Origin of the sequence: Streptomyces sp. NBC_01622 (assembly GCF_045209635.1) — a bacterium.
Taxonomy (GTDB): domain Bacteria; phylum Actinomycetota; class Actinomycetes; order Streptomycetales; family Streptomycetaceae; genus Streptomyces.
Window position 1 is genome coordinate 11,217,590 of sequence record NZ_CP109293.1, and the last position, 25,660, is coordinate 11,243,249.

Sequence of the window (25,660 nt, forward strand, 5' to 3'; positions counted from 1 at the left end):
GAGAAGTTGAACGTGTTCAACTCTGAATGTGTTGCCTCTACGTCAACCGATGCGCAGGTCGTCGACGTAGCCGCGGTAGCCGCCCGTGGCGCCCGAGCGGTCGAAGCCCAGGAGCACCTTGCTGATCGACTGACCCGCCCTGGCCGTACCGAGGTTCACGGTCACCTGGTTCCAGGTGTCCAGCGTCAGGTGCCCGCACTGCCGGGCCGGATGGATCCCGTTGCCGGACTGGTCGGTGGCACCCGAGTCCCTCAGGTTGCTGCCGTCGGTGAAGACCAGGTCGACGGCGACGCAGCTGCTGTTGTCCGAACCGGCGTCCACCCACGGGGTGGTGGCATTGGACTGCGGGAAGATCCAGTAGCTGAGCGTGGTGTCCCCGCGGACGGTGAGCGGCGCGCCGTTGAAGCCGTAGACCTGCATGTACGCGTGGTCGTACGGACCGCCGTCGGCGCGGCCCGAGTACATCAACGACGTGTCCCCGGTGTGGGCCTGTTCACCGGTGCGCAACGTGGCCTGGGGACCGGTGAGACCGCAGCACAGGCCGGTGATGCCGTAGTTGCCGTCGCCGTGGGTGTCGACGTTGTCGACGGTGTCGGTCCAGGTCGGCTGGGGCTGGCCGGTCTCGAAGCCCGTGGTGAGCGCGGAGGTCGTCGCGGACTTGGCCGGCTGGGACAGCTCGTGCCGGATGGTGGCCTCGGTGGTACCTGCCGGCGCGAGGTCGACCGTCTCGCCAACGGCCGTGTCCAGCTTGATGGTTGCGCCCGAGAGAGTCCCCTTGTGGACGCCGTTCGCGTAGTACTCCATGGGCTTGCCGGGCCAGGGGTTCGTGAAGGTGAGGTTGCCGCCGGACCTGCTGGTGATCCGGGCGTACTCGACCGCGTTGCTCCGGATGCTGCTGGACACCTCGAAGTTGCCGTAGGCGAGCAGGCCGCCGAACTTGGCGTTGGAGTCGGTGGGCCAGTTCGGGAAGACCTTGATGTCGTGCTGCGCGGACTGCAGGAGCATCTCGTCGAGCCCCGAGGTAGTGACGTTGAGGTTCTCGATGCCGCCGCCGTAGTGGTGCACCGCCATGTTCGGGTAGGAGTAGGCGGTGGCCTCGGAGTGCAATTCCTCCATCAGGGTGCTGGGGTTGTAGCCGGCCATCGCCGCCGCCGCGTACAGGGTGGCCGGGGAGTTGTCGCTGTGCCAGTTGTTCAGCTGCTCGACGGTGTTGCGCGCGGTCGCGAGCAGGTCGGCGGAGCTGTTCAACCCCACTTGCAGGCCCGGGTAGACGGCCTGGACGGCGACGTCGTTGCCGTCCGTGACCCAGCTGGAGCCTTCCGAGGTCTGCCGGAAGACGGTCTGGCCGTTTCTCGTCATCGTGGGCAACGGCGCGAGATGGCTGTCGATGTGCTGCCAGGTGGGGATCTGCGAGGCGTTGACGTGCAGGTCCTGGCTCATGTCGATCAGGCCCTGGAACAGCAGGTGCACCAGGCCGAGGGACAGGATGCTGTTGGTCTGCGGGTAGACGCCGCCTTCCTGCGGCGCGTCGTTCTCGATGTTGTACGTGCCCGTGGCCGCGTCCCAGGTCAGGTAGTCCTGCCAGAACAGTCCGACCTGCTGGAGGTAGGGGAGGACCTTGCGCGCGTACGAGGCGCTGCCGGTGTACTCGTACTTCATGACCATGTCGCTGGCGAAGTTCACGGCGTCGGACTTCTGGTTGTAGAGGTCGTCGGCGGCGCTGGTGCCGTTGGGGGAAATGCCCACTGGGTAGAGCACCCCCTTGTAGCCCGCTGCCGCCGCCTTGGCCTTGCCTCTCGGCATCCAGTCCAGGATCGGGTCGTCGTAACTGCCCATCTGGGCAACGTGGTTGGTGGACAGCGCCGGGTAGAACGCCGCCTCGTAGTTGTAGTTGGCGTGGTAGTCGCCGTACCAATTCATGGGCCCGGTGGTCCAGTTGCCCCACAGGCCCGGGGCGTACTTCCCGGCGCGCGAGACCGAGCCGAGGAGATAGAGGGAGCCGTACCAGCTCTTCTCCACCGCCTGGTCCGGGATCTGCACGAACGACCGCGACCAATAGGCACGCCACCAGGACTCGTGGGCCAAGTACAGCTTGGCCAGCTCGGTTTGGGTGAGCGCAGCTGCCGTCGCGTGGGCGACGGACTCGTAGCGAGGCGTGTCATGACTGCTCTGTATCGCCGCGGCGAGGGTGTAGGTCACGCCGGGCTTGAGGGTGAGGCTGATCCGGTTGCCCGCCGGTCTCACGGTCGTGCCGCGCACGCTCGTCGCGATGCGGGCGTGCGGGTTGCCGGGCGCGTCGGTGGTGCCTGCCTGTACGTCGGCGTCAAGTACCCCCTTGCTGCTGGTAGTTGACGGAGTCTTCCCGAGGCCGTCCTGCACGGTGACGGTCACGTCCTGGGCGCGTGAGCCGGACAGCCGCAGGGTGGTGACGAACAGGTTCTCGGTGGCGGAGACCCAACTCCTGGACGAGAGCGTCTGGTTGCCGAGGGTGTAGGTGCCCTCGACCTGTGCCCGGGCGATGTCCTGTACGACGTGATGGCCGGCGCCCGCCAGCCCGGGGACGGCTAGCACGATCCGGCCCAGCGGCTCGATGCCGTTGGTGGCGGTGGAGAAGAAGTCGTTCTTGCCGAGATAGAAGGTCTGGTCGTCGATCGAGCCGCCGACCGCGACACCGACGTCACCGTTGCCCATGAGCGGGGCGTCGACCGTCTCGCCGTTCGCCAGGACGGTGGGCGGGGAGTCCCACTCGCCCTTGAACTGGCCGACGGTACGCAGGGCTTGGTCCGCGGTGGGATCGGCGACGGTCTGCACGGCGGCCGTGGCGGACGGGCCGCCTTGGAGGGTGGTCAGGCCGATGACCACGAGGGCCGAGGCCAGCAGGGTGCTGATGCGTCTCCGGTAGCGAAGTGAGGATGCCACTACGGTGTGACCTTTCTGCTCATCTTTCACGAGGGTCCTCACCGCACGCCGTGGCCAGGTAGGCCGCGCCGAGCAGGGGGGCTTGAGTCGGTTGCTGCGCCGGGGTGACGACGATGTGCCGGGTGCGGGCGTGATCGGCCTCGTCGAGCCCCGCCCGCAGTGGTTCGGCCACGAGATCCCAGGCGCCCGCGATGGCACCCCCGACCACGAGAACGGTCGGTTCGAAGGCCGCGAGCGACGGGCCCAGCACCCTTCCCAGGGCGCTGAACGCCTCGCCGAACACGTCGGCCGCCGCTTCGTCGCCCTCCCGCGCCCGCCGGGCGATCTCCCGGACGTCGGGCGGCGAGGCGCCGGTGGCCCGCGCGTAGGCCCGCCGCAGGGCACGCCGGGACACCGTCTCCTCGACCGGCCTGCCCGCGTACCGCAAGGTGTGGACCCGGCCGTCGGGCGGGATCCCGGGCCCCTGCCGCACCATGCGGCCGTCCCGCAGGAAGCAGGAGCCCACCCCGGTGCCGAGGGTGATCCCGGCGACGGACCGGTGCCCGCGCGCCGCCCCGGCCCACCACTCACCGAGGACGAACGCATCGGCGTCGTTCCAGAAACTGACCGCGGTGGCACCGGGCAGCGCGGCCGTCAGGGCGGTACGGAGATCGAAGTCCCGCAGGGCGTCGAACTTGCCCACCCCTTCGTACCGCCCGAACCCGCGCTCGTAGTCGAAGGGACCGGGCAGCGCCACGGCCCACGGACCCGAGCCGTCGGTGGCCAGGCGCCTCGCACACCGGACGAGGGCGGACAGTATCTCCTCGGCACTTCCGTCCCCGTCCATCGGCTCACGGAACGACCGTCCGGACCGCAGACCGCGCGTCCCGATGTCCACACACGCCGAGGTCACATGCGTACCGCCGACCTCCAGCACCGGAACGACACCCTTGTCGCCGGGACTCATCGCACCAGGGCCTTCACACAGCGCACCGGTCCCGCGCCGAGGGCCCGCACCCGGTAGGCGCCGACCGAGGCCGGTACGGTCAGCGTCTCGGCGTAGGCCAGTTCGTAGGAGTGCCCGCCGCTCGTCTCCAGGAGGATTCCGTCCCCCGCCACGACATTGAGGACGTGGAAGCGGTCGTCCGTGTCGTCGTCCACGACGGCGTCCGGGGCCAGTTCGAGGCGCCGGACCTCGAAGAACATCTCCGGGAGCCGGCCGATGACGTCCTCGCGCCAGCCTGGGCCCGAGCGCAGGGTGCGCGGCTGCTGCACCAGGTCCCTCGCCACGGCTTTGCCCGACCGGTCGGGATCGAGGTTCTCGAAGGCGTGGTCCACGTGCACCGGCCGCCGCTTCCCCGCGCGGTCGGTGCGCAGCCAGTCGTAGAAGCGAAGGCTGTAGAGGTAGGGCGTAGCGCTGATTTCGAGTACGACATTGCCCTCGCCGCTGCCGTGCGGCGTGCCGCCCGGGATGAGGAAGAGCTGATGCGGGTCGGCGGGGAAGGTCTGGACGTGACGTTCGATGTCGAACGGGACGCCGTCGTGGAACGCCCGGTCCGCCTCGCGCCGGAAGGCCGTCAGGTCGGCGCCCTCGTGCAGGCCGAGGAAGACCTTGCGGCCGGGTCCGCCGAGCATCATGTAGTACGTCTCGTGCTGGGTGTACGGCCAGCCGAAGACCCGCCGCATGTAGTCGGAGCGCGGGTGGCAGTGGACGGACAGGTTGCCGCCGCCGACGGTGTCGAGATAGTCGAAGCGGATCGGGAACGAGGTGCCGAACGTCGCGTGCACGCCCTCGCCGAGGATCTCCTCGGGATGCAGCGCGACCAGCGCCTGGAGCGGGACCTCGACGCGCGGGCCGTCGGGTGTGCCGACGAGGATGCCGCTCTCCGGCGCGATGAGCTCGTAGCCGAGCGCGGTGTTGGGCGCCTCGCGGTTGAAGCCGAGCTGTTCCTGGGCCCAATGCCCGCCCCACGACGTGGTGTTGAAGGTGGGCCGGGTACGGAACGGCCGCCCGGCCAGACCACCGAGCGCCTCGCGCAGCGCGGCGCCTGCCAACCAGGCCGGATCCTGCGGCTGTTGGGTGTCCAGCCACAGGTCGACATCACCGACGAGCGAGTCGCGATGCCGGTCCAGGACAGGCCAGTCGATGTAGAACAACCGCCGGGTCGTACCCGCTCCGGTACCGGCCGGCTGCCCCAGATTGCGGCCGCTCCCACCGGTGATCCCGGCCTCGGCATGGCGTTTGGGCAGGTCCGCGTACCAGAGCAGGTCGTACGACACCAGGGCCGCGCCCGGTCCGAAGACGACGGTGACGGAGTCGGCGCGGGCCTCGGGCGCGGGCAGCTCGGCGAAGAAGTCGGCGAGGCCCGCCCGGGACAAGGGGGCGAAGTCCGGGTCGTCCGCCAGCACCGCGGACGCGGTGAGGGCGAGGATGTCCGGCCAGGGGGCGAAGTGCTCGCGCATGTCGATCTGCTTGGCCGTGATGTCGCGGGCGGCCAGCGCGTCGCGGATACCGGCGGCGACCGTCTCCCAGTCGACGGCCACCGGGCCGTCGACGGCGAGGACCAGCCCGGCCGTGAGGCCGGCGACCGCCTCCCGGTACCCGAGGCCGACCTCTCCTGTGATGCTGTGGCACGGCTCGGCTTCGTAGCCGCGAACTGCCGGCATGACGGTCTCAGCCCTTCTGTGAGTACGGTCCCGGTCGTTCAAGAGACCGGTCCGAGCTGCGTGAGCCTGCCGACGCCCTCGACGGACAGGACGGCCGGCAGTGCGGTGGTGCCCGCGGTCGCGAAGGTCGGGTTGATGTCGAACAGGGCCGACAGCACCGCCTCGGCTCCGGCCGCGCCCGCGATGTTGTCGCGCACGGCGGTGCCGCGCTCGGCGACCCGGGCTCGGTGCCGCCCGTCCGGACCGGTGACGATCTCCATGGCCTGGCCCCACAACCCGCCCGACGCGGCGGAGGAGAGGCCGCGCAGGAGAGCGATCGCCCGGTCGCGGAAACCGAGGCGGGCCAGGCCGTGGGCGGTGACGCCGGGCCAGGCGGCGAAGGCGCCCGCCGCGCCGTGGTCGGGACGGTCGGAGGCGGCGGCGATCGGGTCGTCGGGACTCAGCGCCCGCATCCAACCGCCCACCAGTAGACGGTCGTTGACGAAGTCGGCCATCTCCCGCCGTGTCCCGTCCGGGAGTTCGCGGTGGAGGGCCGCCGCGACCAGACCGAAGTCCAGACAGTGCCCGATCGTGTCGGTCCCGTCCGGCCGCAGTATCCGCCAGCGGCCCGATCCGGCGTACAAGTCCAGCAGTGCGGCGGCCAGTTGACCGGCCTCGGCCTCGGTCCGCTCGGCCTCCTCCGTGCGGCCGAGCCGTCGGTACAGTCCGGCGAGCGAGCGCGCGGCGGCGACGTAGGCACCGTTGAAGGAGGCGACGACACCGGTGTAGGTGGGCACGCACTCCAGCAACTGCCATGGATCGGCTCCGAAGTCGGCGAGCACGCCCCCGGTGACCGGGTTGCGGCGCTCGCGCCAGCCAAGACCGAGCCGTTCCACGTGGCCGAGGACCGTGGTCCCGCCGGTCGTCTCGTCGAGGAAGGCGAAGTCGCCGGTGACGCAGACGTAGTGCTCGATCAGTCGGAACAGGGCGTAGTCGGTGGAACTGTAGGCATTGCCCAGGGGCCCGCCGCCGAGATTCTCGACACCGAAGGAGTCGCGGTAGGGCCCGGCCAGCACCCGCAGCAGCCAGGAGCGCAGCCCGGCCGGCTCCAGCAGGGCGTACAGGCGGCTCCACTCGCAGTGGTCCCAGAAGTACGTGGTGGTCGGCCCGAGCCGGGGGCCGCCGGTGAGGAACACCGGCTCGCCCGGACGGATGCGGGTGTTGCGCAGGTACAGCGTCTGCAGCGCGCCCATGTAGTAGGTGCGCGCGAGGCCGGCGTCCTCGGTCGTGAAGGTCGGCAGGTGCCCGGAGAAGTCGGGGTTGCCCGGGGTGAACATGTTGGCCCACAGCCGCCGCCAGCCGTCCTCCCCGGCCCGCGCAGTCACCTCGAAGTCCGCGGCGGCGGCCCGGGCTTGGGCCGAGACGGCGTCGGCGTCGGTTCCGTACGCGCAGACGATCCCGACACTCACGCGCCCCCCGGGTTCGATCCGGTGGGTCCAGGTCGCCCGGCCGCCGGGGCCCGCGGCCCGGAGTTCGGCGGGCGGCCCGGCGAAGGCGTGGACGGCGCGCGCCGGTGACCGCGAGTCCGAGAAGGCGACCGTGCCGTCCTCGACACGGGACACCCAGCGCTGGGACTCCGTCCAGTGCCGGGTGCGGGCGATCTCGGCGCCCGCGAGCCGCAGTACGACGTGGTCGGCCTCCACCTGTATACGAATCCGGCGCCAGGCCCCGACGGGGAGTTCGGCGTCGGTGAACTCCCGTTCTCCCGTGATGCCGAGCCACAGCCGGCCGTCCTCGACGCCGATCTGCAGCGAGTCGGGGTGGTTGCCGTGGGTGAGCACGGTCCCGGACTGGCCCGCCGCGTCGAGCCGCAGCTCGAAGCCGATCGTCAGGCCGGGGGAGAGGGCGAAGGGGGCGAGCGTCGTCTCGCCGTCGGGTGTCAACGCGATCGGCTCGTCGGCCGTCCGCAGGATCACCTCGCCGTCGGCCCCCGCCACCCGCAGCCGCCGTACGGCTCCTGCGACACCGGCCCGAGGTTCCGGGACCTTGTCGTGGCTGACGTGCGCGGGGAGCGCGTCGTCCAGGAGCATCGGGCCGTGGTCCTCGTCGCGCTGGATTCCGGGGACGCGGGGCTTGCCGAGGCGGAGGCGCCGGGACGCGGGGGAGAGGAGGTAGTGCGGCTCGCCGCCTCCCGTCGTGGCCCGGATGCGCTCAAGTGCCATGAAATCGTGGCGCATTCCGTGGTTCCACGGGCCGTCGTAGAGCCAGCCGTAGCCGACCTCGGAGTGGGCGGCCATCACGAAGAGGTCCTGGATCAGCTCGACGGTCCGGGCCTCGGCGCTGTCGTTGGTGACCTCGATCCGCCACAGGAGCAGATCCCGGTTGAGGGCCATGCGGGTGTCGGTGGTCACCAACAGGCCGTCCGCGCGGCGGTGTTCGCGCAGTACGCCCCACGGCTTCCACAAGAACCGCTGCGCGGCCGGGACTTGGCCGTCGACGCGCAGCTCGCCGGTGTGGTAGCCGAAGGTGAAGGGTGGGGCGGCCAGCCAGGACAGGGAGGTCAGGTCGTGGTTGACATGGGCCTGGCCCTGCTGGTTGCGCAGGGAGGGCAGATGCGCGATCTCTTCGGCGCCGACCCAGTGCCCGGCGACGTCGGCGAGGTCGGGGACGCCCGTCCCGCCGATGCCGACGGTCTGCTCGTCGGTCTTCGTGGTCACTTGGTGGCTCCCGAGGTCAGTCCGGCGATGAACTGCTTCTGCAGCGCGAGGTAGCCGGCGACGGGGATGACCGCCGCCAGGAACATCACGCCGAACAACTGGGCGTAGTTGGTGGAGTACTGACCGACCGACAGATAAAGCCCTGTCGTGATCGTCTGGCCGTGCAGCGGGCCGAGGATGAACTGCGGATTCATGAAGTCGTTCCAGATCCACAGCGACAGGAAGATCGTGACGGTCGCGGTGGCCGGGCGCAGCAGTGGCATGACGATCGTCCGCCAGATCCGCAGGCTCCCGGCGCCGTCCACGGTCGCGGCCTCGATGATCTCGCCGGGGATCGACCGCAGGAACCCGGAGTAGACGAACACCGCGAACGAGAGATAGCCGCCGCCGACGTTGGCCAGGACGAGGCCCGGATAGGTGTGGTCCAGGTGCAGGAAGGTCAGGACGCGGATGGTGGGCAGCAGCACCACCGCGGGCGAGATCATCAGGCCGGCGGCGAAGCCCGCCAGCACGATCCTGCGCAGCCGGGCCGAACGGCGGGACAGCCAGAAGCTGAGGGCCGCGCCCAGCGGGATGATCAGCAGCACCGAAACGACCACGGTGACCGCCGAGTTGGTCAGCCCGATCTGGACGATCCGGTCGGGCCGGGCGAGCGCGTCCGACAGGTTGTGGGCGGTCGGCGGGGCCGGGGGAGCCGCCGGATCGCGGACGATCTGGTCCTGCGTCTTGAAGGCGTTGACGATCGTCAGATAGACCGGGCTGACGAAGGCCAGCGTGAGCAGCGCGGCTGCCACGAGGTGTCCGCGCCCGGCCCAGGGACGGCGGCTCCCGCGCCGCACCGGTGCGGCCGGAGGTGTCGCCGTCCGCCCGTGTGTCATGGGCCGGTGCGAGGTCGACGTGCTCACAGGTCCACCTCCCGGCGGCGCAGCAGGGCGGTCACGGACAGCGCGATCACGATCGAGACGACGAGCAGGAGCATCGCGACGGCCGAGGCATAGCCGTAGCGGTCGTCCGTGAAGGCGAGCTGGATGATGTAAAGGGCCGTGGACTGTGTGGAGTTGGCCGGTCCGCCCGAGGTGAGCACGGTGATGATGTCGTAGAGCTTCAGCATGGTGATCAGCGAGATGGTGACGCTGATGGTGGTGCCCGGGGCCAGCATCGGGAACGTGATCCGGCGGAACCGCTGCCAGCGGCCGGCCCCGTCGACCATCGCGGCCTGGTACAGCTCCACGGGGATCGACTGGAGCGCGGCGAGGTGGACGACGGTGGTGAACCCGGTCAGCACCCAGGCAGAGACGATCCCCACGGACAGGACCGCCAGGTGCGGACTGCCCAGCCAGGTGATCGGCCTGTCGATGATCCCCAGCGAGACCAGGACGTTGTCGAGGATGCCGTCCCGGGCCAGGATGTAACGCCAGACGTAGCCGACGATGACCCCGGACAGCACCTGCGGCAGAAACGCGAGGGTACGCATCATCCGGAAGCTCAGCGAGGTCCGGTTGAGCACCATCGCGAAGCCGATACCGGCGGCGTTGGCGACGACCGTCACCGCGCCGGCCAGCAGGAGCGTGAAGCCGAGGCTGTCGGCCAGGGCGCTGTCGTGCACCATCTCCCGGTAGTTGGAGAGACCGACGAAGTCGGCGCGCGCCAGCAGCGGGTTCTCGTTGGTGAGGCTCTTCCAGGCGCTCATCAGCACGGGCACGACGATGAACAGGGCGTACAGGCCCAGGGCGAGGAGCGCGATCGCGCCCAGGGCGGGGTCGCCGCGGCGAGGGCGGATTCGGGTGGTCATGGCGGCTTCCTTACTTCGTCGCCGAGTCCCAGGCGGCGTCCAGCTTGGCCAGCTGTCCGTCGACGTCGTCGGAGGAGAACAGCGCCTGACTGGCCGCGTAGAAGGCGTTGTTGAGCCCCGAGGGCATGGAGTCGTCGTTGGTCGCCCAGCCGAACGACGAGACCTTCGTGTTCTGCTGGGTGACGTAGGAGTACGAGTCCTTGAAGACCTTGGTGACGTTGACGCCGTAGTCGTCCAGGGTCTTGCCCTTGAGCATCGGGAACGCGCCGTCACCCTCGATCAGGGCCTTGTAGTTGGCCGGGGCGAGCGACCAGGCCTCGGCGAACGCCGTCGCCTTCGCGGGGTCCTTCGTCTTGGCGCTGATGGCCATGGAGCCGCCCACCGAGAACGGCACCACGAGCGACCCGTCCTCGGTCGGGGTCAGGAAGGCGCCGAAGTCGTCGGCGTGGTCCTTGGGCACCGCACCGAGGAACCAGCTGCCCATCATGTACATCGCGGTCTTGCCGGACGTGAAGTTCGTGATGGAGTCGGCGTACTTGACGCCCAGGGCGCCGTCCTCGAAGTAGCCGTTCTTCACCATCGTCCGGTACTTGCCCACCGCCGCCTTGACGTCGGGATCGGTGAACTTGACCTTGCCCGCGTAGCGTTCCTTCAGCCAGTTCGGGTTCTTGCCCAGCACGTCGGCCGAGAGGATGCCGGCCAATGGCATCGACGCCGAGAACGGATCGCCGCCGCCCAGCTCGACCGGGGTGACACCGGCCGCCTTGAGCCTGGCGCACACGGACATGAACTCCGCCCAGGTCCTGGGCGGTTGGGCGATGTGGGCCTTGGCGAACAGCTTCTTGTCGTAGAAGACCTCGGGGATGATCTGCGAGTTGGTCGGCGGGATGTAGACCTTCCCCTTGTAGGCGTTGCCCAGCGGCAGCAGGAAGTTGGCGTCCACCCACTTCTGGTCGTACGGCTTGAGCAGCCCGGCCGTCGCGAACGTCGACGGGGTGATCGACTGGAGCAGATCCGGGAACTGCCCGGAGGCCTGCAACTGCTTGGCGTAGGCGTCCCGGTCGGTGCTCGGCGCGACGATCTTCTTCACCGAGACGCCCGGGACCTTCTTCTCGGCGTCCGCGATCGAGGTGTTCCAGAACGTCGCGGTCAGGCTGGGAGTCTCGAAGGTGAGGTAGGTCAGGGAGCTGCCGCCCTTCGTGCCCCCGGTCGACGCGGCAGAGCATCCGGTCAGGGCGAGCGCTGCGGCGAGGCAGACAACGGTCGGACGTTTGCGCCTCATGGAAGTCTCCTGAAGGGACGATGCGGCCCGACGGGCGGGGGTGGACCCAACAGGATCGACACCTCGCGGCTCCTCGGGATAACGTTATCGCGAGGATAGAAGCGCGTTGCGGGAATGTGTCAAGGGCCGGTCTGATATCGGTCCGATGTTTCGAGGGATTCACGTTCAGGGATCCGAGGAGGAGCTGCCGGATGACGCAAGCACGGCGCGAGAGCGGGGGACGGCCCCGGCGCCCGACGATGGTCGACGTCGCACGCGAGGCCGGGGTGGCCCTGCGCACCGTCTCCCGGGTGGTCAACCAGGACCCCACAGTGGGACCGGAGTACGTCACCAAGGTCGAGGCCGCGATCGCCGCGCTGAACTACCGCCCCGACGACCGCGCCCGCCAGCTGCGCACCGGCGTCACCGGCACGATCGGCGCGGCCGTCCGCAGGATCGCCGAGGTCAACCCCGAACTGGCCGCCATCGAACGGACCGCCAGGGACGCCGGCCTGACCCTCTTCGCCGCCTCCACGGACTTCGACGAGACCAGGGAGCACGACATCCTGATCTCCATGTGCCGGCAGCGTCTCGACGGCATCATCGTCGAGCCGTTCGGCGAGAACCACGCCTATCTGCAGCCGGAGTTGGACGCGGGTGTCCCGCTGGTGGCGATGGACCGTCCGATGAGCGGGGTCTCCGTGGACTGTGTGATGTCCGACAACGCCTCCGGCATCGGCATGGCCTTCCACCACCTCCACCAGCACGGCCACCGCCGGATCGCCTACATCGGCGACAGCGAACGCGTCTTCTCCGGCCGCGAGCGCGCCGCGGCCTTCCGCGCGGCCCTCGGCGCCCACGGCGAGGCGGTCGAGGGCCTGGTGCACCCCGGCGAGATCACCCCGGAACGCGTGGCCGCGGCCCTGTCCACCGCCCTCCACGGCCCGGCCCCGGCAACCGCCCTGGTCACCGGCAACATGGACACCACCCTCGCCGTCCTACGACACCTGGGCCCGCAGTCGGCCTCCCGCCTGGCCCTGGTCGGCTTCGACGAGGTCCCCTTGGCCGACCTCCTGCAACCCGCCCTCACCGTCATCGCCCAGCAGACCGCCGAGATCGGCCGAACGGCCGTCGAACTCCTCCGCGCCCGCATCGCCGACCCGGCGCGCCCGGTGCAGTCGGTGGTCGTGCCGGTCACGTTGAGGGTTCGGGGGTCGGGTGAGGTGCCGGTCTGACGCCCAGGCCGTGTGCCGCGCGGGGAAACGGCGGGGGCATCGCTCGCGATAACGTTATACGAAAGGGTGTGGAGAGCGATTCGCAGGGTGGACCCCCTCAGGGCTGATCTAGGGTCGGCGCCATGGTTGCCATGAAGCTCTCCGACTCCGGTCGCCGCGTCGTCGAGGCGGCGGAACGACTCGCCGCCACTCTCGGGAGCGACCCGAACCACACCGTGGCCGCGGCGGCGATGGACACGGCCGGGAGGATCCACGAGGCGGTCAACGTCTACCACTTCACCGGCGGGCCGTGCGCCGAGCTGGTCGCACTCGGTGTCGCCGCAACCGCGGGAGCGGGCCCGCTCGTCACCATCGCCGCCGCGGGGGATCGGGGCCGTGGCCTCATCCCGCCGTGCGGTCGTTGCCGCCAAGCGCTTCTCGACCTCCACCCCGACGTCCAGGTCGCCGTACCGACCGACGACGGGCCGGCGCTGCGCCCGATCAGGGAGCTGCTGCCGGACACCTACTTCTTCCCCGACGCGGACGCGCGTCGCGTCGTGCGGTTCGACAAGCACGACTACGAGGCCGTCGCCACCTCGCGGAAGACCTCCACCGTCCGCCACGACGATCCGATCGCGCCAGGTCCCGCGATCTTCTTCTTCGAGGACGACGAAGCCCACCGCACGTTGAACGGCACCATCACCGGCGTCGAACGCCGGCGGCTCGACGACAGTTCGACTGTCGACCAGTTGACGTTCACAGTCGAAGCACCTGAGTGAGGTCGGCGGTCAGGACGGAAGTGGGCCCTGCATCACGAGGGCGAGGCCCTGTTCGGCGTCGTCGTTGAGGGCGTTGTGGAAGGCTCTGTCGTAGGCGTAGTCCCGTGAGGCGAGGCGCTCGGCGATCTCACCGAGGCTGTTCTCCCGCAGCCGCGCGCAGGTCAGTTCGACGGCGAGCGGGATCGGAGGCGAGGAGTTCGCTCACCAGGAGGAGGCAGGCGGGCAGTACGCGCTCGCAGCAGTCGAAGACGAGCAGGACATGCCGGCCGGCCAGCCACTCGCACAGCGCCTCGACGGGAGCGCGCGGATTGTGGTCCAGGAGATCTACGGCGTCGCAGACCGTGGCGGTGAAGAGCCGGTCGTCGTAGAGGTTCGACAGGTCGACCCACCAGACCCCGTCGGCGCACCGGTCCCGAACCTGTTCCGCGACGCGCAGTGCCAGGCGGCTCTTGCCCACACCTCAGCCACCGGTGAGAGTGACCGACCGATGCTGCGTCAGCGCCGTTCTGACTGCGTCGAGTTCGCTTGCGCGGCCGACGAAGCTGGTCGTCACGACGGGGAGGTTGCCTACCACGGTCCCATCCTGCACGGCCCGGGCACGGCGCCAAACCCTCTCGCGGGAAACGGTCAAAGGTGATCGGGCTCGCTAACTGTTCGGTCGCTCCACTCCTTGCGGCCGGTCCGTCGTGACGCCGTCGGTTCAGAGGCTCCCAGGGCGGACCAGGCCGGTCCGCTTGACCCCGCTCAGGAGGGGGGTGACCTCCAGGGTGGTGATGTGGGGGAGGGCGCCGATGGTCTCGCTCACGAAGTGGTAGAGCGCGTCGAGATCGGTGGCGGCGACCGCCACGAGGAGGTTGGCCGCGCCGGTGGTGGCGGAGGCGAAGCGGACCTGTGGGTGGCGGCTGAGCCGGTGGCCCGTCTCCTCCAGACCGCCGGGTGCGACGGTGATCCACAGCAGTGCCTCGGTACGGATGCCCAGTCGGGCCAGGTCGACCTCGGTCGCGAGCCTGAGCACCTGGTTGCCGACCAGCGCCTCCAGCCGGCGCCGGGCGGTGAGCGGGGTGGTGTCGGCGCGACGGGCGAGATCGGCGTAGGAGGCCCGTCCGTCCTCGATCAGGGACGCGACCAGCGTGTGGTCGAGCGGCTGGAGACCTGGGCGGACGGCCGGGGTGGAGTGCTCCGTCCGCAGGCTGGTCAGCTCGGCCTCGGCCAGCAGGCCCCCGCTCCAGTCGAAGGCCGCCGGGAAGACCCGCAGGAGGAGATGCGAGGTCCACGACTGGACCGCGGGGGTGGCCGGAAGGTCGCGCAGCAGCAGCGAGTTGCGCGCGTCCGGCCCGTCCAGGAACAGAATGGTGCAGATCTCGTCGCCGCCGCCGAGGACGTCCACCCAGACGGTGTCCGTACGGCGGGCCAGGGTGGCGGCGATGGCACTGATCTGGTTGGGCCGGCACTTGATGCGCAGGGCCAGCGGAATCAGATCGGGAAACCACAGGGGATTGCGTACCGCGGTGGCGCGCAGCGTCCTGTCGTGAAACAGCGGCGCCACGCGACGCACGACCGTGCGCTCCGAGATGCCCAGGACCCGTCCGACCGTGCGCCATGACGCTCGCGGGGAGGCGAGCAGCGCGGCGGCGATCCGGCTGTCGGTGTCATTCAGTGGTTGGCTTGCTTTCACCGAATTGCTGGATCTGTTGTCTTTCACTCGTCGCCCCAACCTCTCCTTCTGGCCCAGATCGATACTCCCGGTTGGAAACACCTCGGAGCAACCGAGACGAGAGTCAGGGGCACCACGCAAGCCGGGTCGCACGGGCCGCACCGGGTGCGAATCAATCCACTTTGTTGCGGCTGGCCCTGTCCTCGCCGCGCACCCGCCCGCTGGGATGGCCTTGCTTCCCGCCGTCCGCCGACGGGCTGGAGGCGCAGAAACCGCCGCAGCCGCTCGAAAGGCTTTCGATGACCATTCCGCGTACCCGCTCGTTCGTGCAGGTCGACGTGTTCTGCACGAGCCCCTATTCCGGCAACCCGGTCGCGGTCGTCCTGGACGGGACGGACCTGTCCGACGAGGAGATGCAGCGCCTGGCGCGCTGGACGAACCTGTCCGAGACCACGTTCGTACTGCCTCCCACCGCCCCGGAGGCGGACTACCGGTTGCGGATCTTCACGCCCCGGGGCGAGCTGCCGTTCGCCGGTCACCCCACCCTCGGCTCCGCGCGCGCCTGGCTGGACGGCGGTGGCACGCCGCGCGACGCCGACCGCATCGTGCAGGAGTGCGCCGCGGGCCTGGTCACCGTGCGCCGCGGCGAGGACACCCTGGCCTTCGGCGCCCCGCCCCGAGTGCGGGAGGGCGCGCTCGACGACGAGTACCTGCACCGGATCACTGCCGCGTTCGGCATCGCGCGGGACCGGGTCGTGGCCCACCAGTGGGTGGACAACGGTCCGGGCTGGGCCGTGCTCCAACTCCCCACTGCCGAGGAGGTCCTCGCCCTCGAACCCGACCTCTCCCTCATCCCGAGCGCGATGGTCGGCGCGATCGGTGCCCACCCCGAGGGACATCCTTACCGCTTCGAGATGCGCACCTTCGCCCCCGCCGTGGACGTGCCCGAGGACCCGGCCTGCGGCAGCATGAACGCCGCCGTCGGCCAGTGGCTCACCTCCACCGGTGCCGCGCCGTCCTCGTACCGTGTCTCCCAGGGCACCCGCCTGGGACGGGCCGCGAGCATCGAGATCACCGCCGACCAGGACGGCACCGTCTGGGTCAGCGGAGCCGCCACCATCCGCATCCGCGGCACCATCACCCTGTGACCTCGATCCTCACGCGCGGTCGGGCGAGAGCGTCTTCATGCTGACGTAGCTGGTCACCGTGGCCACGCCGGGCAGGCTGGCCAGCTGGTTGGCGTGGAAGTCCTCGTATGCCGGCAGGTCGGCCACCTCGACCTGGAGCAGATAGTCGAAGTTGCCGGTGATGTGGTGGGCGTGGACCACCTCGGGCAGCCGGGTCACGGCACCCTCGAACGCGACCACGTCGGCGCGGGTGTGCCGCATCAGCCGTACACCCGCGAACACCCGCAGACCGCGCCCGACCGCGGCGGGATCGATCAGCGCCCGGTAGCCGCGAATCACCCCGGCCTCCTCCAGCTGACGCACGCGCCGGAGACAGGGGGAGGGCGACAGTCCCACCCGGGCGGCGAGTTCGTTGTTGCTGATCCGGCCGTGCTGTTCGAGTACGGCCAGAATCGACCGGTCCACCTCATCCATGGAGGCAGATTATTGCTCTGGCTGATTGCCTAGCACAATCCTGCGCCCACGTTGGGCGCAATTAGCTGCCAAAGTTGCCGAGATCCGGATACATCGGAGCTCCGGTCGGCCACGCTTCATGGAGTCACACCAACGGTCCACGGAGGGCAGCCATGCCGGGCAGCAGCACCATCACCGTTCACGCCGATCGCGAGGTCCACCCCAGCCGCGCCGTGGCACCGCCCATCTACCAGACGGCGGCGTTCTCGGCCGAGGACGCGGAGACGTTCGCACAGGGCGCCGTCGCCCCACGGGGCAAGGACTTCTACACCCGCTTCGGCAACCCGAACCACGCACAGGTCGCGGCCGTCGTCGCCGAACTGGAGCACACCGAGGCGGCCATGGTCACCGCGTCCGGGATGGCCGCGCTCACCACGGCCGTCCTGGCCCTGGTGTCCGCCGGCGACCACGTCATCGGGCAGAAGTCCACCTACGGCGGCACTGCGTCGGTGCTGCTGAATCTGCTGCCGCGCCTCGGCGTGTCGACCACTCTGGTGGACCAGACCGACCCCGAGGCGTTCGCGCGGGCACTGACCCCGCAGACCCGCCTGATCCTGGTGGAGACCCCGAGCAACCCGCTGCTGCAGATCACCGACCTGCGCGCCGTAGCGGACCTGGCCCGCGCGCACGACGTGCCGACCGTCGCCGACAACACCTTCGCCACCCCGCTCAACCAGCGGCCGACGGACTACGGCATCGACCTGGTCTGGCACAGCGCGACCAAGTACCTCAACGGTCACTCGGACGTCTCCGCCGGAGTGCTCGCCGGCTCGGCGGAGGTCCTGGACCGCGTTTGGGACGTCGGCCTGCTCACCGGTGCCACGCTCGGCCCGATCGACGCCTGGCTCCTGCTGCGCGGCATCCGCACCCTGCCGCTCCGGGTGCCCCGGCACAACGCCAACGGCCTGGCACTCGCGGAGGCCCTGGCCGCGCATCCGGCGGTGGCGAAGGTGCACTATCCCGGTCTGCCGACCCACCCGCAGCACAAGCTGGCCGTGGACCAGATGAGCGGATTCGGCGGGGTGCTCGGCATCGAGTTCACCGGCGGTTTCGAGATGGCCGACGCCTTCCTCGGCCACCTGCGCTACCCCCGCCGGTCGGCCAGCCTCGGCGGCGTCGAGTCGCTGGCCGTCCATCCGGCGTCCATGTGGCGCGGGATGCTCAGCGAGGAACAGATAGCGGAATCGGTCCCGCTCGGCCTGGTCCGGCTCGCCGCCGGCACGGAGGACACGGCCGACCTGGTCGCCGACGCGCTCGGAGCGGCCGACGCGGTGCTCGCCGAGGCCTCCACCGGCTGAGCGACCGCGCGCAGACCTGGTCCCGACCAGCCTGAGCAATCCGAACCTGAACCATCCGAAAGCGTCCGTGAAGGAGAACCCCCGATGAAGACCAGGACCCTGCTCACCGGCGGCATCGTGGTCAGCATGGACCCGGCCGTCGGCGACCTCGAACACGGTGACGTACTGATCGAGGACGGCGTGATCGTCCGGGTCGCCGAGCGCATCGACGCGCCCGACGCCGAGGTGATCGACGCGACCGACCGGATCGTCATGCCCGGCTTCGTCGACAACCACCGCCACTCCTGGCAGACCGCGTTCCGAGGCATCGGCGCGGACTGGACGTTCCCCGAGTGGGCAGTGGCCATGCACGGCACGGTCAAACCCCACTACCAGCCTGAGGACGTCTACGCCGGCACCCTGCTCGGCCGCCTGGAGGCCCTGCACTCCGGGGTGACCACGATGCTGGACTGGTACCACGTCGCCCTGAGCTACGCGCACGAGGACGCCGCCGTCGCCGCGCTGCGGGACGCCCCGGGCCGGTCGATCTTCTGCCTCGGCGCCGGCTGGGGCACCGCCGACTCCGTCGACGCCGACATCCGCCGCGTCCACGCCGACCTTGCCGGGGACGGCCTGGTCACCATGGCGCTGGGGCTGCGCGGAGCCGACGACACCAGCATGGACACCGTCGCCCGCGAACTGAAGCTCGCGGCCGAACTCGGCCTGCGCACCAGCCTGCACGTCGACGGCAACGGTGCGAGCGGCGGCGACGGTACGCGCCGCCCGGTCGCCGATCTGCACGAGCACGGCCTGCTGCGGGACACCACCACCTTCGTGCACGCCAACGGACTCGGTGACGAAGAACTGCGTATGCTCGCCGACGCGGGCAGCTCGGTGTCGATCAGCCCGGACGTCGAACTGAAGATGGGCTTCGGCTGGCCGATGACCGGCCGGGTGCTGGCCGCGGGACTGCGTCCGACGCTGTCCGTCGACGACGTCCCGTCGGTCGGCGGCGACATGTTCTCCACCCTCCGCACAGCCTTCGCCGTGCAGCGCGGCCTGGACGGCGGCCTGCGCTCGCGCGATCTGCTGGAGTTCACCACGGTCGACGCCGCCCGGTCCTGCGGGCTCGAAGCCCGGGTCGGCAGCATCACGCCCGGCAAGGACGCCGACATCATCCTGCTCCGCACCGACGACCTGACCGTCTTCCCGGTCACCGACCCGGCCGGCACGATCGTCAGCGCCGGCCACCCCGGCCTCGTCGACACGGTCCTCGTCGCCGGCCGCGTGGTGAAGCGCGACGGGGCGCTCGTGGGAGTCGACCTGCCGCCCCTGCGTTCCCGCCTCCTCGGCTCACGCAACCGCATCGCCGAGGCCGCCGGTATTCCGCTCGACGGCAGCTGGCGCCCGCGCCCGGAGGCGAAGTAGGAGCACTCGGGGGTGCACGTCGTACGACGGCGCCAGAGGCCCGACGCCCGTGTCGGACAGCCACGGCCGGGCTGCCCTCTCCGCGCGGCAACCAGTCCGGGCCCCGGGGACGGACATCATCCCCGGGGCCCGGTCGCGTGGGTACCGAGTCCGGCTCAGCCCTCGACGACGCCGGAAGCGGCGATCTCGATCTTCGCCTTGGTGGCGCCCGACTGCGAGCCCAGGGACTCGATCTTGTCGATGATCTCCTGGCCCTCGACGGCCTCGCCGAAGACGACGTGCTTGCCGTCGAGCCACGAGGTGACGACGGTGGTGATGAAGAACTGCGAGCCGTTGGTGTTGCGGCCGGCGTTCGCCATCGACAGCAGGTAGGGGCGGTCGTGCTTCAGGTCGAAGTTCTCGTCCGCGAACTTCTCGCCGTAGATGCTCTTGCCACCGGTGCCGTTGTGGTTGGTGAAGTCACCGCCCTGCAGCATGAACTGCGGGATGACGCGGTGGAAGCCGGAACCCGCGTAGCCGAAGCCGTTCTGCCCCGTGGCCAGCTCGCGGAAGTTCCGGGCGGTCTTCGGGACGACATCGTCGAAGAGGTTGAAGACGATGCGGCCTGCGGGGGCGCCGTCGATGGTGATGTCGAAGTAGACGTTGCTCATAGTAAATTCTGTCACTTTCAGTGTGTTGCACACTGTCCGGCGCAGCAGTGTGCCGAACGCCGGACCGTTACCTCAAATAGTCCTGATAGCAGAACTCTATCCACAGACCCGAAGTCCTCACGGTCGGTACCGACAGCGTGTACTGCGCGGGCCCAGCGGAGCGGCGGGTGCCGTGGGTGTCCGCTGATAAAGTGGGAGAACGCTTCGAGATCGCCGGGGCCCGTACCAAGAGGTGCGGGCCCCGGCGCATTGCGGGCATCAGACCGAGGAAGGTTCCCCATGAACGCGAAGCCGCCGACTGCTTCCTTCGCCACGCTCGGACTGCCGCCCGAGCTGGTCGGGACGATGACGGACCTCGGGGTGACCGAACCCTTCCCGATCCAGGCGGCGACGCTGCCCGACGCGCTCGCCGGCCACGATGTGCTGGGCCGGGCACGGACCGGCTCCGGCAAGACACTCGCCTTCGGACTCCCGCTGCTCGTACGGACCGCGGGCCGGCGGGCGGAGCCGAAGAGGCCGCTCGCGCTGGTCCTGGTGCCGACCCGGGAACTCGCACAGCAGGTGGACGACGCGCTCGCCCCGTACGCGCGGACAATGGGTGTGCGGCTGGCGACGGTGGTCGGCGGCCTGTCGATCAACCGGCAGACGGCGCTACTGCGGACCGGAGTCGAGGTGCTCATCGCGACGCCGGGACGGCTGACCGACCTGGTGTCGCGCCGCGACTGCCACCTGAACCACGTACGGATCACGGTGCTGGACGAGGCGGACCAGATGTGCGACCTGGGGTTCCTGCCGCAGGTCTCGGACCTCCTGGACCAGATCCCCTCCGACGGGCAGCGGCTCCTGTTCTCGGCCACACTCGACCGCGACGTCGACCGGCTGGTCCAGGACTACCTCCACGACCCCGTTCTCGCATCGGTCGACGAGGCGGCGGGCTCGGTCGCAACGATGGAACACCACGTGCTGAACATTCACGGCGCGGACAAGTACGCCACGGCGACCGAGATCGCCGCGCGGGACGGCCGGGTGCTGATGTTCCTGGACACCAAGGCCGGGGTGGACCAGTTCACCCGGCACCTGCGGGCCGGCGGGGTACGGGCTGCGGCCCTGCACAGCGGAAAGTCGCAGCCGCAACGCACGCACACACTCGCCCAGTTCAAGAACGGCGAGGTCACCGTGCTGGTGGCCACCAACGTCGCCGCTCGCGGCATTCACATCGACGCGCTCGACCTCGTCGTGAACGTCGACCCGCCGGCCGACGCCAAGGACTACCTGCACCGGGGCGGTCGTACGGCGCGCGCAGGAGAGTCCGGGAAGGTGGTCACCCTGGTCACGCCCGGCCAGCGGCGTGATGTGAACCGCATGATGTCCGAGGCCGGCATCCGGCCGACCGTCACACAGGTGCGCTCCGGCGAGGAGAAACTGACGGCCATCACCGGGGCCAAACGCCCTCCGGCGGGGACGAAGCCCAGTGGCAACGCCCCCTTCCGCGGCATGGGAACCCGTCCGGGCCGACCGGCCAAGGAGTCCCGCAAGGCCGCCGAGTCCCGCAAGACCGCGGAAGCCCGCGCGGCGGCCCGGGTACGCAAGGGCCGCTGACCCAACGGACGAGGGGTGCCGAGCCCGTGAGGCCCGGCACCGGGTTCATGCGCCGCCGACGACTCCGGGTGGGACGAAGCGGCGATGGAGTGGCTGGAACTCGCTTTCGGGCTGACCGCTGATGCCGGCCTTCTCGACGGCGGGAGCCAGCCGTTCGGCGAAGAAGGTCTGGAAGGCCTCTTCGGAGTCCCAGACGTCGGTCACATTGAGCGCTTCGTCGTCGAACCAGGCCACGTGCACCTGTGAACCCGCGGGGGCCGTCTCCTCCCAGCCCACGGTGTCCCGAACGGTGTCGTACTGCTCGGGGGTGACACCCGTCCAGCGCATGAACATCACCACAGCCAATGTCCGCTCCTCGCTCGTGTCGTGTACGACCGGCCATCGGTGTCCGCGTGCTTCGTTCACCGGTGGTGGCCTGGCCATCGTCCTGCGCAACAGGGACGGGGCGAAGAGCGTACGGAGGCGCGGCACGGCTGAGGTTCACTCTTCGCGCCCGGTAGGCAGGAGTCCGCAGTCCGTCCTTGCCGAGCAGTACGGCGATCCGGTCCGTCTGGCGCACCTCGTCTTCCCGGCTTCGCTCGGCCGGCACCGCCGGGTACTCGTGGCGCACGCCCTCGTCCAGCGGGCGCTGCGCCGCGTGGCCACGGCACGTTCCACGCCCGCCGTCCCTTCGCCGCGCGGGGAGACCCGCGCCGAAGACTCCGTAGAGCGCCGTCTCCTGGCCGAGGTACTGCGCGCCGCGCTTGCTTTTGGGCGGCGCCCGCGGATGTGGCCCGCACGGCTCGCCCACCCGGGCGCGCTACGGCCCCGGCTGCCCCTGGTCCTGGGGCTGCGGCTGTTCCCGCGTTCGGGCGGGCGGCACCGCCCGCTACCTGCTGGCCCCCTGGGTGGCCGAGGCGCAGACCCGCGACCTGCTGCGCCCCGATGTCCTGGCCCGCGCGCTGCACATCTCGAAGGACGGCGTCACGGACCCGGTCCCGACCGTGCCCGCGAGAGCGCACTGCGACAGCCGGCCGGTCCTGCAACTGCGTTCCTCGCCACGCATCGCCGAACACCACGCGTTCCTGCTCGCCCCTCTCGGCGACCTGTCTCCGGTCCACCTCACCTACACCCCGTTGCCCGGCCACGGCACACCGCCCGCCCGCCGGCCCCGCGGGCCACCGGCCCCCAGGCCCTGCTGGCCTGGGCCCACCAGGCCTGCGCCCTGCAGCCGTTGCGCGACTCCGGCGTACGCGTCGTCAACAACTGGGACTTCGACGAACAGGATCTGCCCGACGGAGGAGGCCACGCCGTGTGGACCTGCACCCGCGCTGACACCTGGCGCGGACCCGGCGACGTGACCGTCTCCTTCCGCACCGGCGGATACGCGCCCGCCGCACCGGCCGGGACGGTCGCCCGCGCGACCGCGGCCTGCAGCCGGTTCGGTCAGCACGTCGTGGCCGCGAGCGGCTGGCGGTCCCCGAACGGCCACTGGTACGCGCTGGCCGTCGGCAGCCGCGCCGTCACAAGCCTGTCGGTGAGCGGAGACGTCACGGCCACGAGGCAGTCCCGCACCCTCGCCGTACCCGCTCCCCGCAACCCGCGCATCACCGCGCGGGCGCGCCTTGTCACCGGCGGGGGACTGAACGCCGTCGGCACTCCCCGGACCTGAATCCTCGGCGGGCCGTAGTCCTACCGGCCTGCGGTCCTCGGCGGCGCCACCGAACCGCGAGGCTTCGCCGCCGGAGGCAGGACTTTGCGGCGGCTGAGTTTGTTCTCGTCGATCGCCTTGACCGTGCGCTTGACCACCAGGTCCACCAGCAGGTCCGCCGGCCACCGGTAGCTGGACAGCGGCGGTGTCAACAACCGTGACAGCGGGTGGTCGTCGAAGCCCATGACCGAGACGTCATCGGGTACTTCGAGTCCCAGCTCCCGGGCGCCGGCGTACACGCCGTAGGCCATCGAATCGGCCAGGCACAGAAACGCGGTCGGCCGATTCGCCGAGCCCAGTACGGTCCGCGCCACGGCGGTGGCGCCGTCCAGGTCGTGCGGTGAGGGGTGGAGCGTGACGTCCAGCCCGAGACTCCGTGCGACCCGATGGGCGATCACCTCGGCGGGGCGGTCGGGGGTGGTGGGCCGGCTCGGAGTCATGACGGCGATCCGCCGGTGACCGCAGTCGACGAGTCGGTGGAAGGCGTCGGTGACCCCGGCCTCGTTGTCGAAAACGACCTCCGCAGCGGTGGCCGCCCCTGGCAGTCCGTCGCCGATGGACGTCAGCACCGTCCGTCGGGCGACCTCCTTCCAGTGCGCGGCGGCCGGGTCTACGGGCAGGACGACGAGCGCGTCCACCCGCTGGCCGGCCAGTTGGGAGGCGAGCGTGGCCTCGAGTTCGGGGTCGTTCGAGGCGTCGGCGATCAGAGCATGCCGGCCGACGCCGAGAAACCTGCGGCCCAGGGCAGCGGCGAGGTCCTGCTGCCAGACATCGGCGAGCGACCCGCACAGCACCCCGACGTACCCCGTGCGACCGGAGGCCAGGGCACGGGCGATCGGATCCGCCTGGTAACCGAGCCGATCGGCCACCTCGCGGACACGTCGTTGGGTCTCGGGCGGTACTTGAAGTCCGCGGAGCGCGTACGACACCGCGGCGGCGGAGAGCCCGGTCTCCTCCGCGATGTCGCGCAGGGTGATCCGCCGCGGCTGTTTTGGCACCTCGTCAGTGTAACGACTCGATGAACTGGCGAGCCGCTCCTGCCGTCCGGAGCGGAGCGACCCTCGGCGCACATTGACACCGGCTCAACTTAAGCGCTTCACTGGAACGCATCACTGAAGCGCTTAACCAAAGAGACGGCATGAGCGAGCACGGTGCGACCGACATTCGCCAACACCCGTGTCCGGAAGGCCTCGTCGAGCAGTTGAGGCTCGGCACACGACCGTTCCGGCTCGCCGGAGGGACGCTGTGCCTCGCCCCGTGAACGATCCTTCGTCGTACGACCGCCGGGCGCGCCGTACGCGTCACCCATCCATGCCACCTGCTCGAAGGAGTACAACCATGACCGCACCGCTGCCGTCCCACGATTTCGACACCGCAGCCGCCCGCGATGCCGAGCCGTGGCGCCAGGTGCGGGCGGCCGTCACTCTCGACGCGCTCCCGGGCCGCGACCTGGACAAGCGGGAACTGCTGGAGCTGGCCTCGTCGATAGCCGCGGACCCCGGCAGCTGGCGTGAGCACGTGGCCTTCGACGACGACAAGCGGCACTACGTCTCGCTGTACCGGGACACCCATGTCGATGTCTGGGTGCTGTGCTGGACACCGCGGAACGACACCGGCTGGCACGATCACGATGTTTCGTCCGGTGCCGTGGCGGTGGCCGAGGGAGCGCTCGTCGAACACAATCTGGCCGTCGGCGTGCCGAGTCTGGCGACCGAGGTGCCGGCCGGTCAGGTCTTCTGTTTCGGCCCGGACCACATCCACCGGCTCACCGGACGTGATGCCGGCAGCGTGTCGATCCACACCTACTCACCGCCGCTGTGGCGGATGGGCCAGTACACGGTCGCTCGCAACGGGATCCTCCGCCGCACCGCGGTCTCCTACGCCGACGAGTTGCGTCCACTGGACGACATGGCCTGACCCGACTGATGCAGTGCGCCGGCGACAACTCCCGCAGGGCGAACAGGGCGACGACGAACACGGTCCGCCCGGCCGCCCTAGTCGGCTCGATCCGGGTGTCATGTTCCTTGTCCTTCTGTGTCCTTCTGCCCGTTGCCTACCTGACCGGTGCCCGCCCGATGACGCCTTCGGTCTCCAGCGCGGTGATCTCCCGCGCCGTCAGCCCGAGTTCGGTCAGCAGCTCGTGGTTGTGCTCGCCAAGCGGCGGCGCCGGGCGCACATGGCGGTACTCGGGGCCACAGGAGAGCCGTACCGGCCAAGTGCTGTAGCGGGCCCGGCCTGCCATGGGGTGGTCGATCTCCTCGAAGAAGCCGCGGAACCGCAACTGCTCCAACTCGGCCTGCCGGTGCGGCTGCAGCACCTTTGCCACCGGGACACCGGCTGCCCAGAGCCGGTCGACGATCTCGTCCGCGTCGCGCGCGGCGGCCTCCGACGGCGGACAGATCCGGGTTCCTCGCC

The 25,660-nt window shown here is 70.2% G+C and carries 22 protein-coding genes and 1 pseudogene; 8 read left to right on the forward strand and 15 right to left on the reverse strand.

Going from position 1 to position 25,660, the window contains the following annotated elements:
* Positions 1–42: 42 nt before the first annotated feature.
* From OH768_RS51805 to OH768_RS51835, 7 genes are read right to left on the reverse strand one after another with little or no spacing between them, the layout of a single operon-like run.
* Positions 43–2,919: a glycosyl hydrolase family 95 catalytic domain-containing protein gene (locus OH768_RS51805; RefSeq protein ID WP_406464483.1), complete on the reverse strand. Its 2,877-nt coding sequence runs from the start codon at positions 2,917–2,919 to the stop codon at positions 43–45.
* Positions 2,920–2,938: 19 nt separating this feature from the next.
* On the reverse strand, positions 2,939–3,865 hold the full coding sequence (locus OH768_RS51810) for an ROK family protein (protein WP_406464486.1): 927 nt from the start codon (positions 3,863–3,865) through the stop codon (positions 2,939–2,941).
* Positions 3,862–5,565 (reverse strand): class I mannose-6-phosphate isomerase, encoded by a 1,704-nt coding sequence (locus tag OH768_RS51815; protein ID WP_406464488.1) that lies wholly within the window; start codon positions 5,563–5,565, stop codon positions 3,862–3,864. The genes OH768_RS51810 and OH768_RS51815 overlap by 4 nt, the downstream gene beginning before the upstream one ends.
* A 38-nt stretch (positions 5,566–5,603) precedes the next feature.
* Entirely contained in the window at positions 5,604–8,261 is a 2,658-nt protein-coding gene (locus tag OH768_RS51820; RefSeq protein WP_406464490.1) for a hypothetical protein, read from the reverse strand.
* Positions 8,258–9,166 (reverse strand): carbohydrate ABC transporter permease, encoded by a 909-nt coding sequence (locus tag OH768_RS51825; RefSeq protein ID WP_406464492.1) that lies wholly within the window; start codon positions 9,164–9,166, stop codon positions 8,258–8,260. Before OH768_RS51825 ends, OH768_RS51820 begins: the two co-directional genes overlap by 4 nt.
* Complete coding sequence (locus tag OH768_RS51830; protein ID WP_406464494.1) at positions 9,163–10,053, reverse strand: carbohydrate ABC transporter permease; 891 nt, start codon at positions 10,051–10,053, stop codon at positions 9,163–9,165. The genes OH768_RS51825 and OH768_RS51830 overlap by 4 nt, the downstream gene beginning before the upstream one ends.
* Before the next feature lie 10 nt (positions 10,054–10,063).
* Positions 10,064–11,335 (reverse strand): ABC transporter substrate-binding protein, encoded by a 1,272-nt coding sequence (locus tag OH768_RS51835; RefSeq protein WP_406464495.1) that lies wholly within the window; start codon positions 11,333–11,335, stop codon positions 10,064–10,066.
* Between the two features lie 191 nt (positions 11,336–11,526).
* Between OH768_RS51835 and OH768_RS51840 the strand changes: the two genes are divergently transcribed.
* Both OH768_RS51840 and OH768_RS51845 read left to right on the forward strand, forming a co-directional pair.
* Positions 11,527–12,549 (forward strand): LacI family DNA-binding transcriptional regulator, encoded by a 1,023-nt coding sequence (locus OH768_RS51840; protein WP_406464496.1) that lies wholly within the window; start codon positions 11,527–11,529, stop codon positions 12,547–12,549.
* A 122-nt stretch (positions 12,550–12,671) separates the two neighbouring features.
* On the forward strand, positions 12,672–13,307 hold the full coding sequence (locus OH768_RS51845) for a hypothetical protein (protein ID WP_406464498.1): 636 nt from the start codon (positions 12,672–12,674) through the stop codon (positions 13,305–13,307).
* A 178-nt stretch (positions 13,308–13,485) separates the two neighbouring features.
* Here the strand turns inward: OH768_RS51845 and OH768_RS51850 are convergent.
* A pseudogene (locus OH768_RS51850) lies at positions 13,486–13,860 on the reverse strand (NB-ARC domain-containing protein); the annotation flags it as partial.
* A 147-nt stretch (positions 13,861–14,007) separates the two neighbouring features.
* A complete protein-coding gene (locus OH768_RS51855; RefSeq protein ID WP_406464500.1) occupies positions 14,008–14,982 on the reverse strand; it encodes an AsnC family transcriptional regulator in 975 nt (324 codons plus the stop codon).
* Between the two features lie 278 nt (positions 14,983–15,260).
* Between OH768_RS51855 and OH768_RS51860 the strand changes: the two genes are divergently transcribed.
* The gene (locus OH768_RS51860; protein WP_406464502.1) at positions 15,261–16,109 is read left to right on the forward strand and encodes a PhzF family phenazine biosynthesis protein; all 849 of its coding nucleotides are present in this window, start codon (positions 15,261–15,263) and stop codon (positions 16,107–16,109) included.
* Between the two features lie 9 nt (positions 16,110–16,118).
* Here the strand turns inward: OH768_RS51860 and OH768_RS51865 are convergent, their stop codons facing one another.
* Positions 16,119–16,562, reverse strand: coding sequence for an Lrp/AsnC family transcriptional regulator (locus tag OH768_RS51865; protein ID WP_406464504.1), 444 nt, complete (start codon positions 16,560–16,562; stop codon positions 16,119–16,121).
* Positions 16,563–16,714: 152 nt separating this feature from the next.
* Here OH768_RS51865 and OH768_RS51870 point away from each other — a divergent pair, with 152 nt between their 5' ends.
* Positions 16,715–17,899, forward strand: a complete 1,185-nt coding sequence (locus OH768_RS51870) for a trans-sulfuration enzyme family protein (RefSeq protein ID WP_406464506.1) — start codon at positions 16,715–16,717, stop codon at positions 17,897–17,899.
* 84 nt (positions 17,900–17,983) lie between these two features.
* The gene (locus OH768_RS51875) at positions 17,984–19,306 is read left to right on the forward strand and encodes an amidohydrolase family protein (RefSeq protein WP_406464508.1); all 1,323 of its coding nucleotides are present in this window, start codon (positions 17,984–17,986) and stop codon (positions 19,304–19,306) included.
* A gap of 155 nt (positions 19,307–19,461) precedes the next feature.
* Here OH768_RS51875 and OH768_RS51880 read toward each other — a convergent pair whose 3' ends face one another.
* The gene (locus OH768_RS51880) at positions 19,462–19,956 is read right to left on the reverse strand and encodes a peptidylprolyl isomerase (RefSeq protein ID WP_019074196.1); all 495 of its coding nucleotides are present in this window, start codon (positions 19,954–19,956) and stop codon (positions 19,462–19,464) included.
* 279 nt (positions 19,957–20,235) lie between these two features.
* On the opposite strand from OH768_RS51880, the gene OH768_RS51885 reads away from it, so the two are divergent.
* Complete coding sequence (locus OH768_RS51885) at positions 20,236–21,555, forward strand: DEAD/DEAH box helicase (RefSeq protein WP_406464509.1); 1,320 nt, start codon at positions 20,236–20,238, stop codon at positions 21,553–21,555.
* 45 nt (positions 21,556–21,600) lie between these two features.
* Here OH768_RS51885 and OH768_RS51890 read toward each other — a convergent pair whose 3' ends face one another.
* The gene (locus OH768_RS51890) at positions 21,601–21,894 is read right to left on the reverse strand and encodes a hypothetical protein (RefSeq protein WP_406465786.1); all 294 of its coding nucleotides are present in this window, start codon (positions 21,892–21,894) and stop codon (positions 21,601–21,603) included.
* Between the two features lie 874 nt (positions 21,895–22,768).
* Between OH768_RS51890 and OH768_RS51895 the strand changes: the two genes are divergently transcribed.
* Positions 22,769–23,206: a hypothetical protein gene (locus tag OH768_RS51895; protein WP_406464510.1), complete on the forward strand. Its 438-nt coding sequence runs from the start codon at positions 22,769–22,771 to the stop codon at positions 23,204–23,206.
* 20 nt (positions 23,207–23,226) lie between these two features.
* Here OH768_RS51895 and OH768_RS51900 read toward each other — a convergent pair whose 3' ends face one another.
* Complete coding sequence (locus OH768_RS51900; protein ID WP_406464512.1) at positions 23,227–24,243, reverse strand: LacI family DNA-binding transcriptional regulator; 1,017 nt, start codon at positions 24,241–24,243, stop codon at positions 23,227–23,229.
* Between the two features lie 98 nt (positions 24,244–24,341).
* A complete protein-coding gene (locus tag OH768_RS51905) occupies positions 24,342–24,554 on the reverse strand; it encodes a hypothetical protein (RefSeq protein ID WP_406464514.1) in 213 nt (70 codons plus the stop codon).
* A 29-nt stretch (positions 24,555–24,583) separates the two neighbouring features.
* Here OH768_RS51905 and OH768_RS51910 point away from each other — a divergent pair, with 29 nt between their 5' ends.
* A complete protein-coding gene (locus OH768_RS51910; RefSeq protein WP_406464515.1) occupies positions 24,584–25,162 on the forward strand; it encodes a cysteine dioxygenase in 579 nt (192 codons plus the stop codon).
* 136 nt (positions 25,163–25,298) lie between these two features.
* On the opposite strand, the gene OH768_RS51915 is transcribed toward OH768_RS51910, so the two are convergent.
* Positions 25,299–25,646 carry a CoA transferase gene (locus OH768_RS51915; protein WP_406465788.1) on the reverse strand — a complete coding sequence of 116 codons (348 nt, stop codon included), beginning with the start codon at positions 25,644–25,646 and terminating at the stop codon, positions 25,299–25,301.
* Positions 25,647–25,660: the final 14 nt, after the last annotated feature.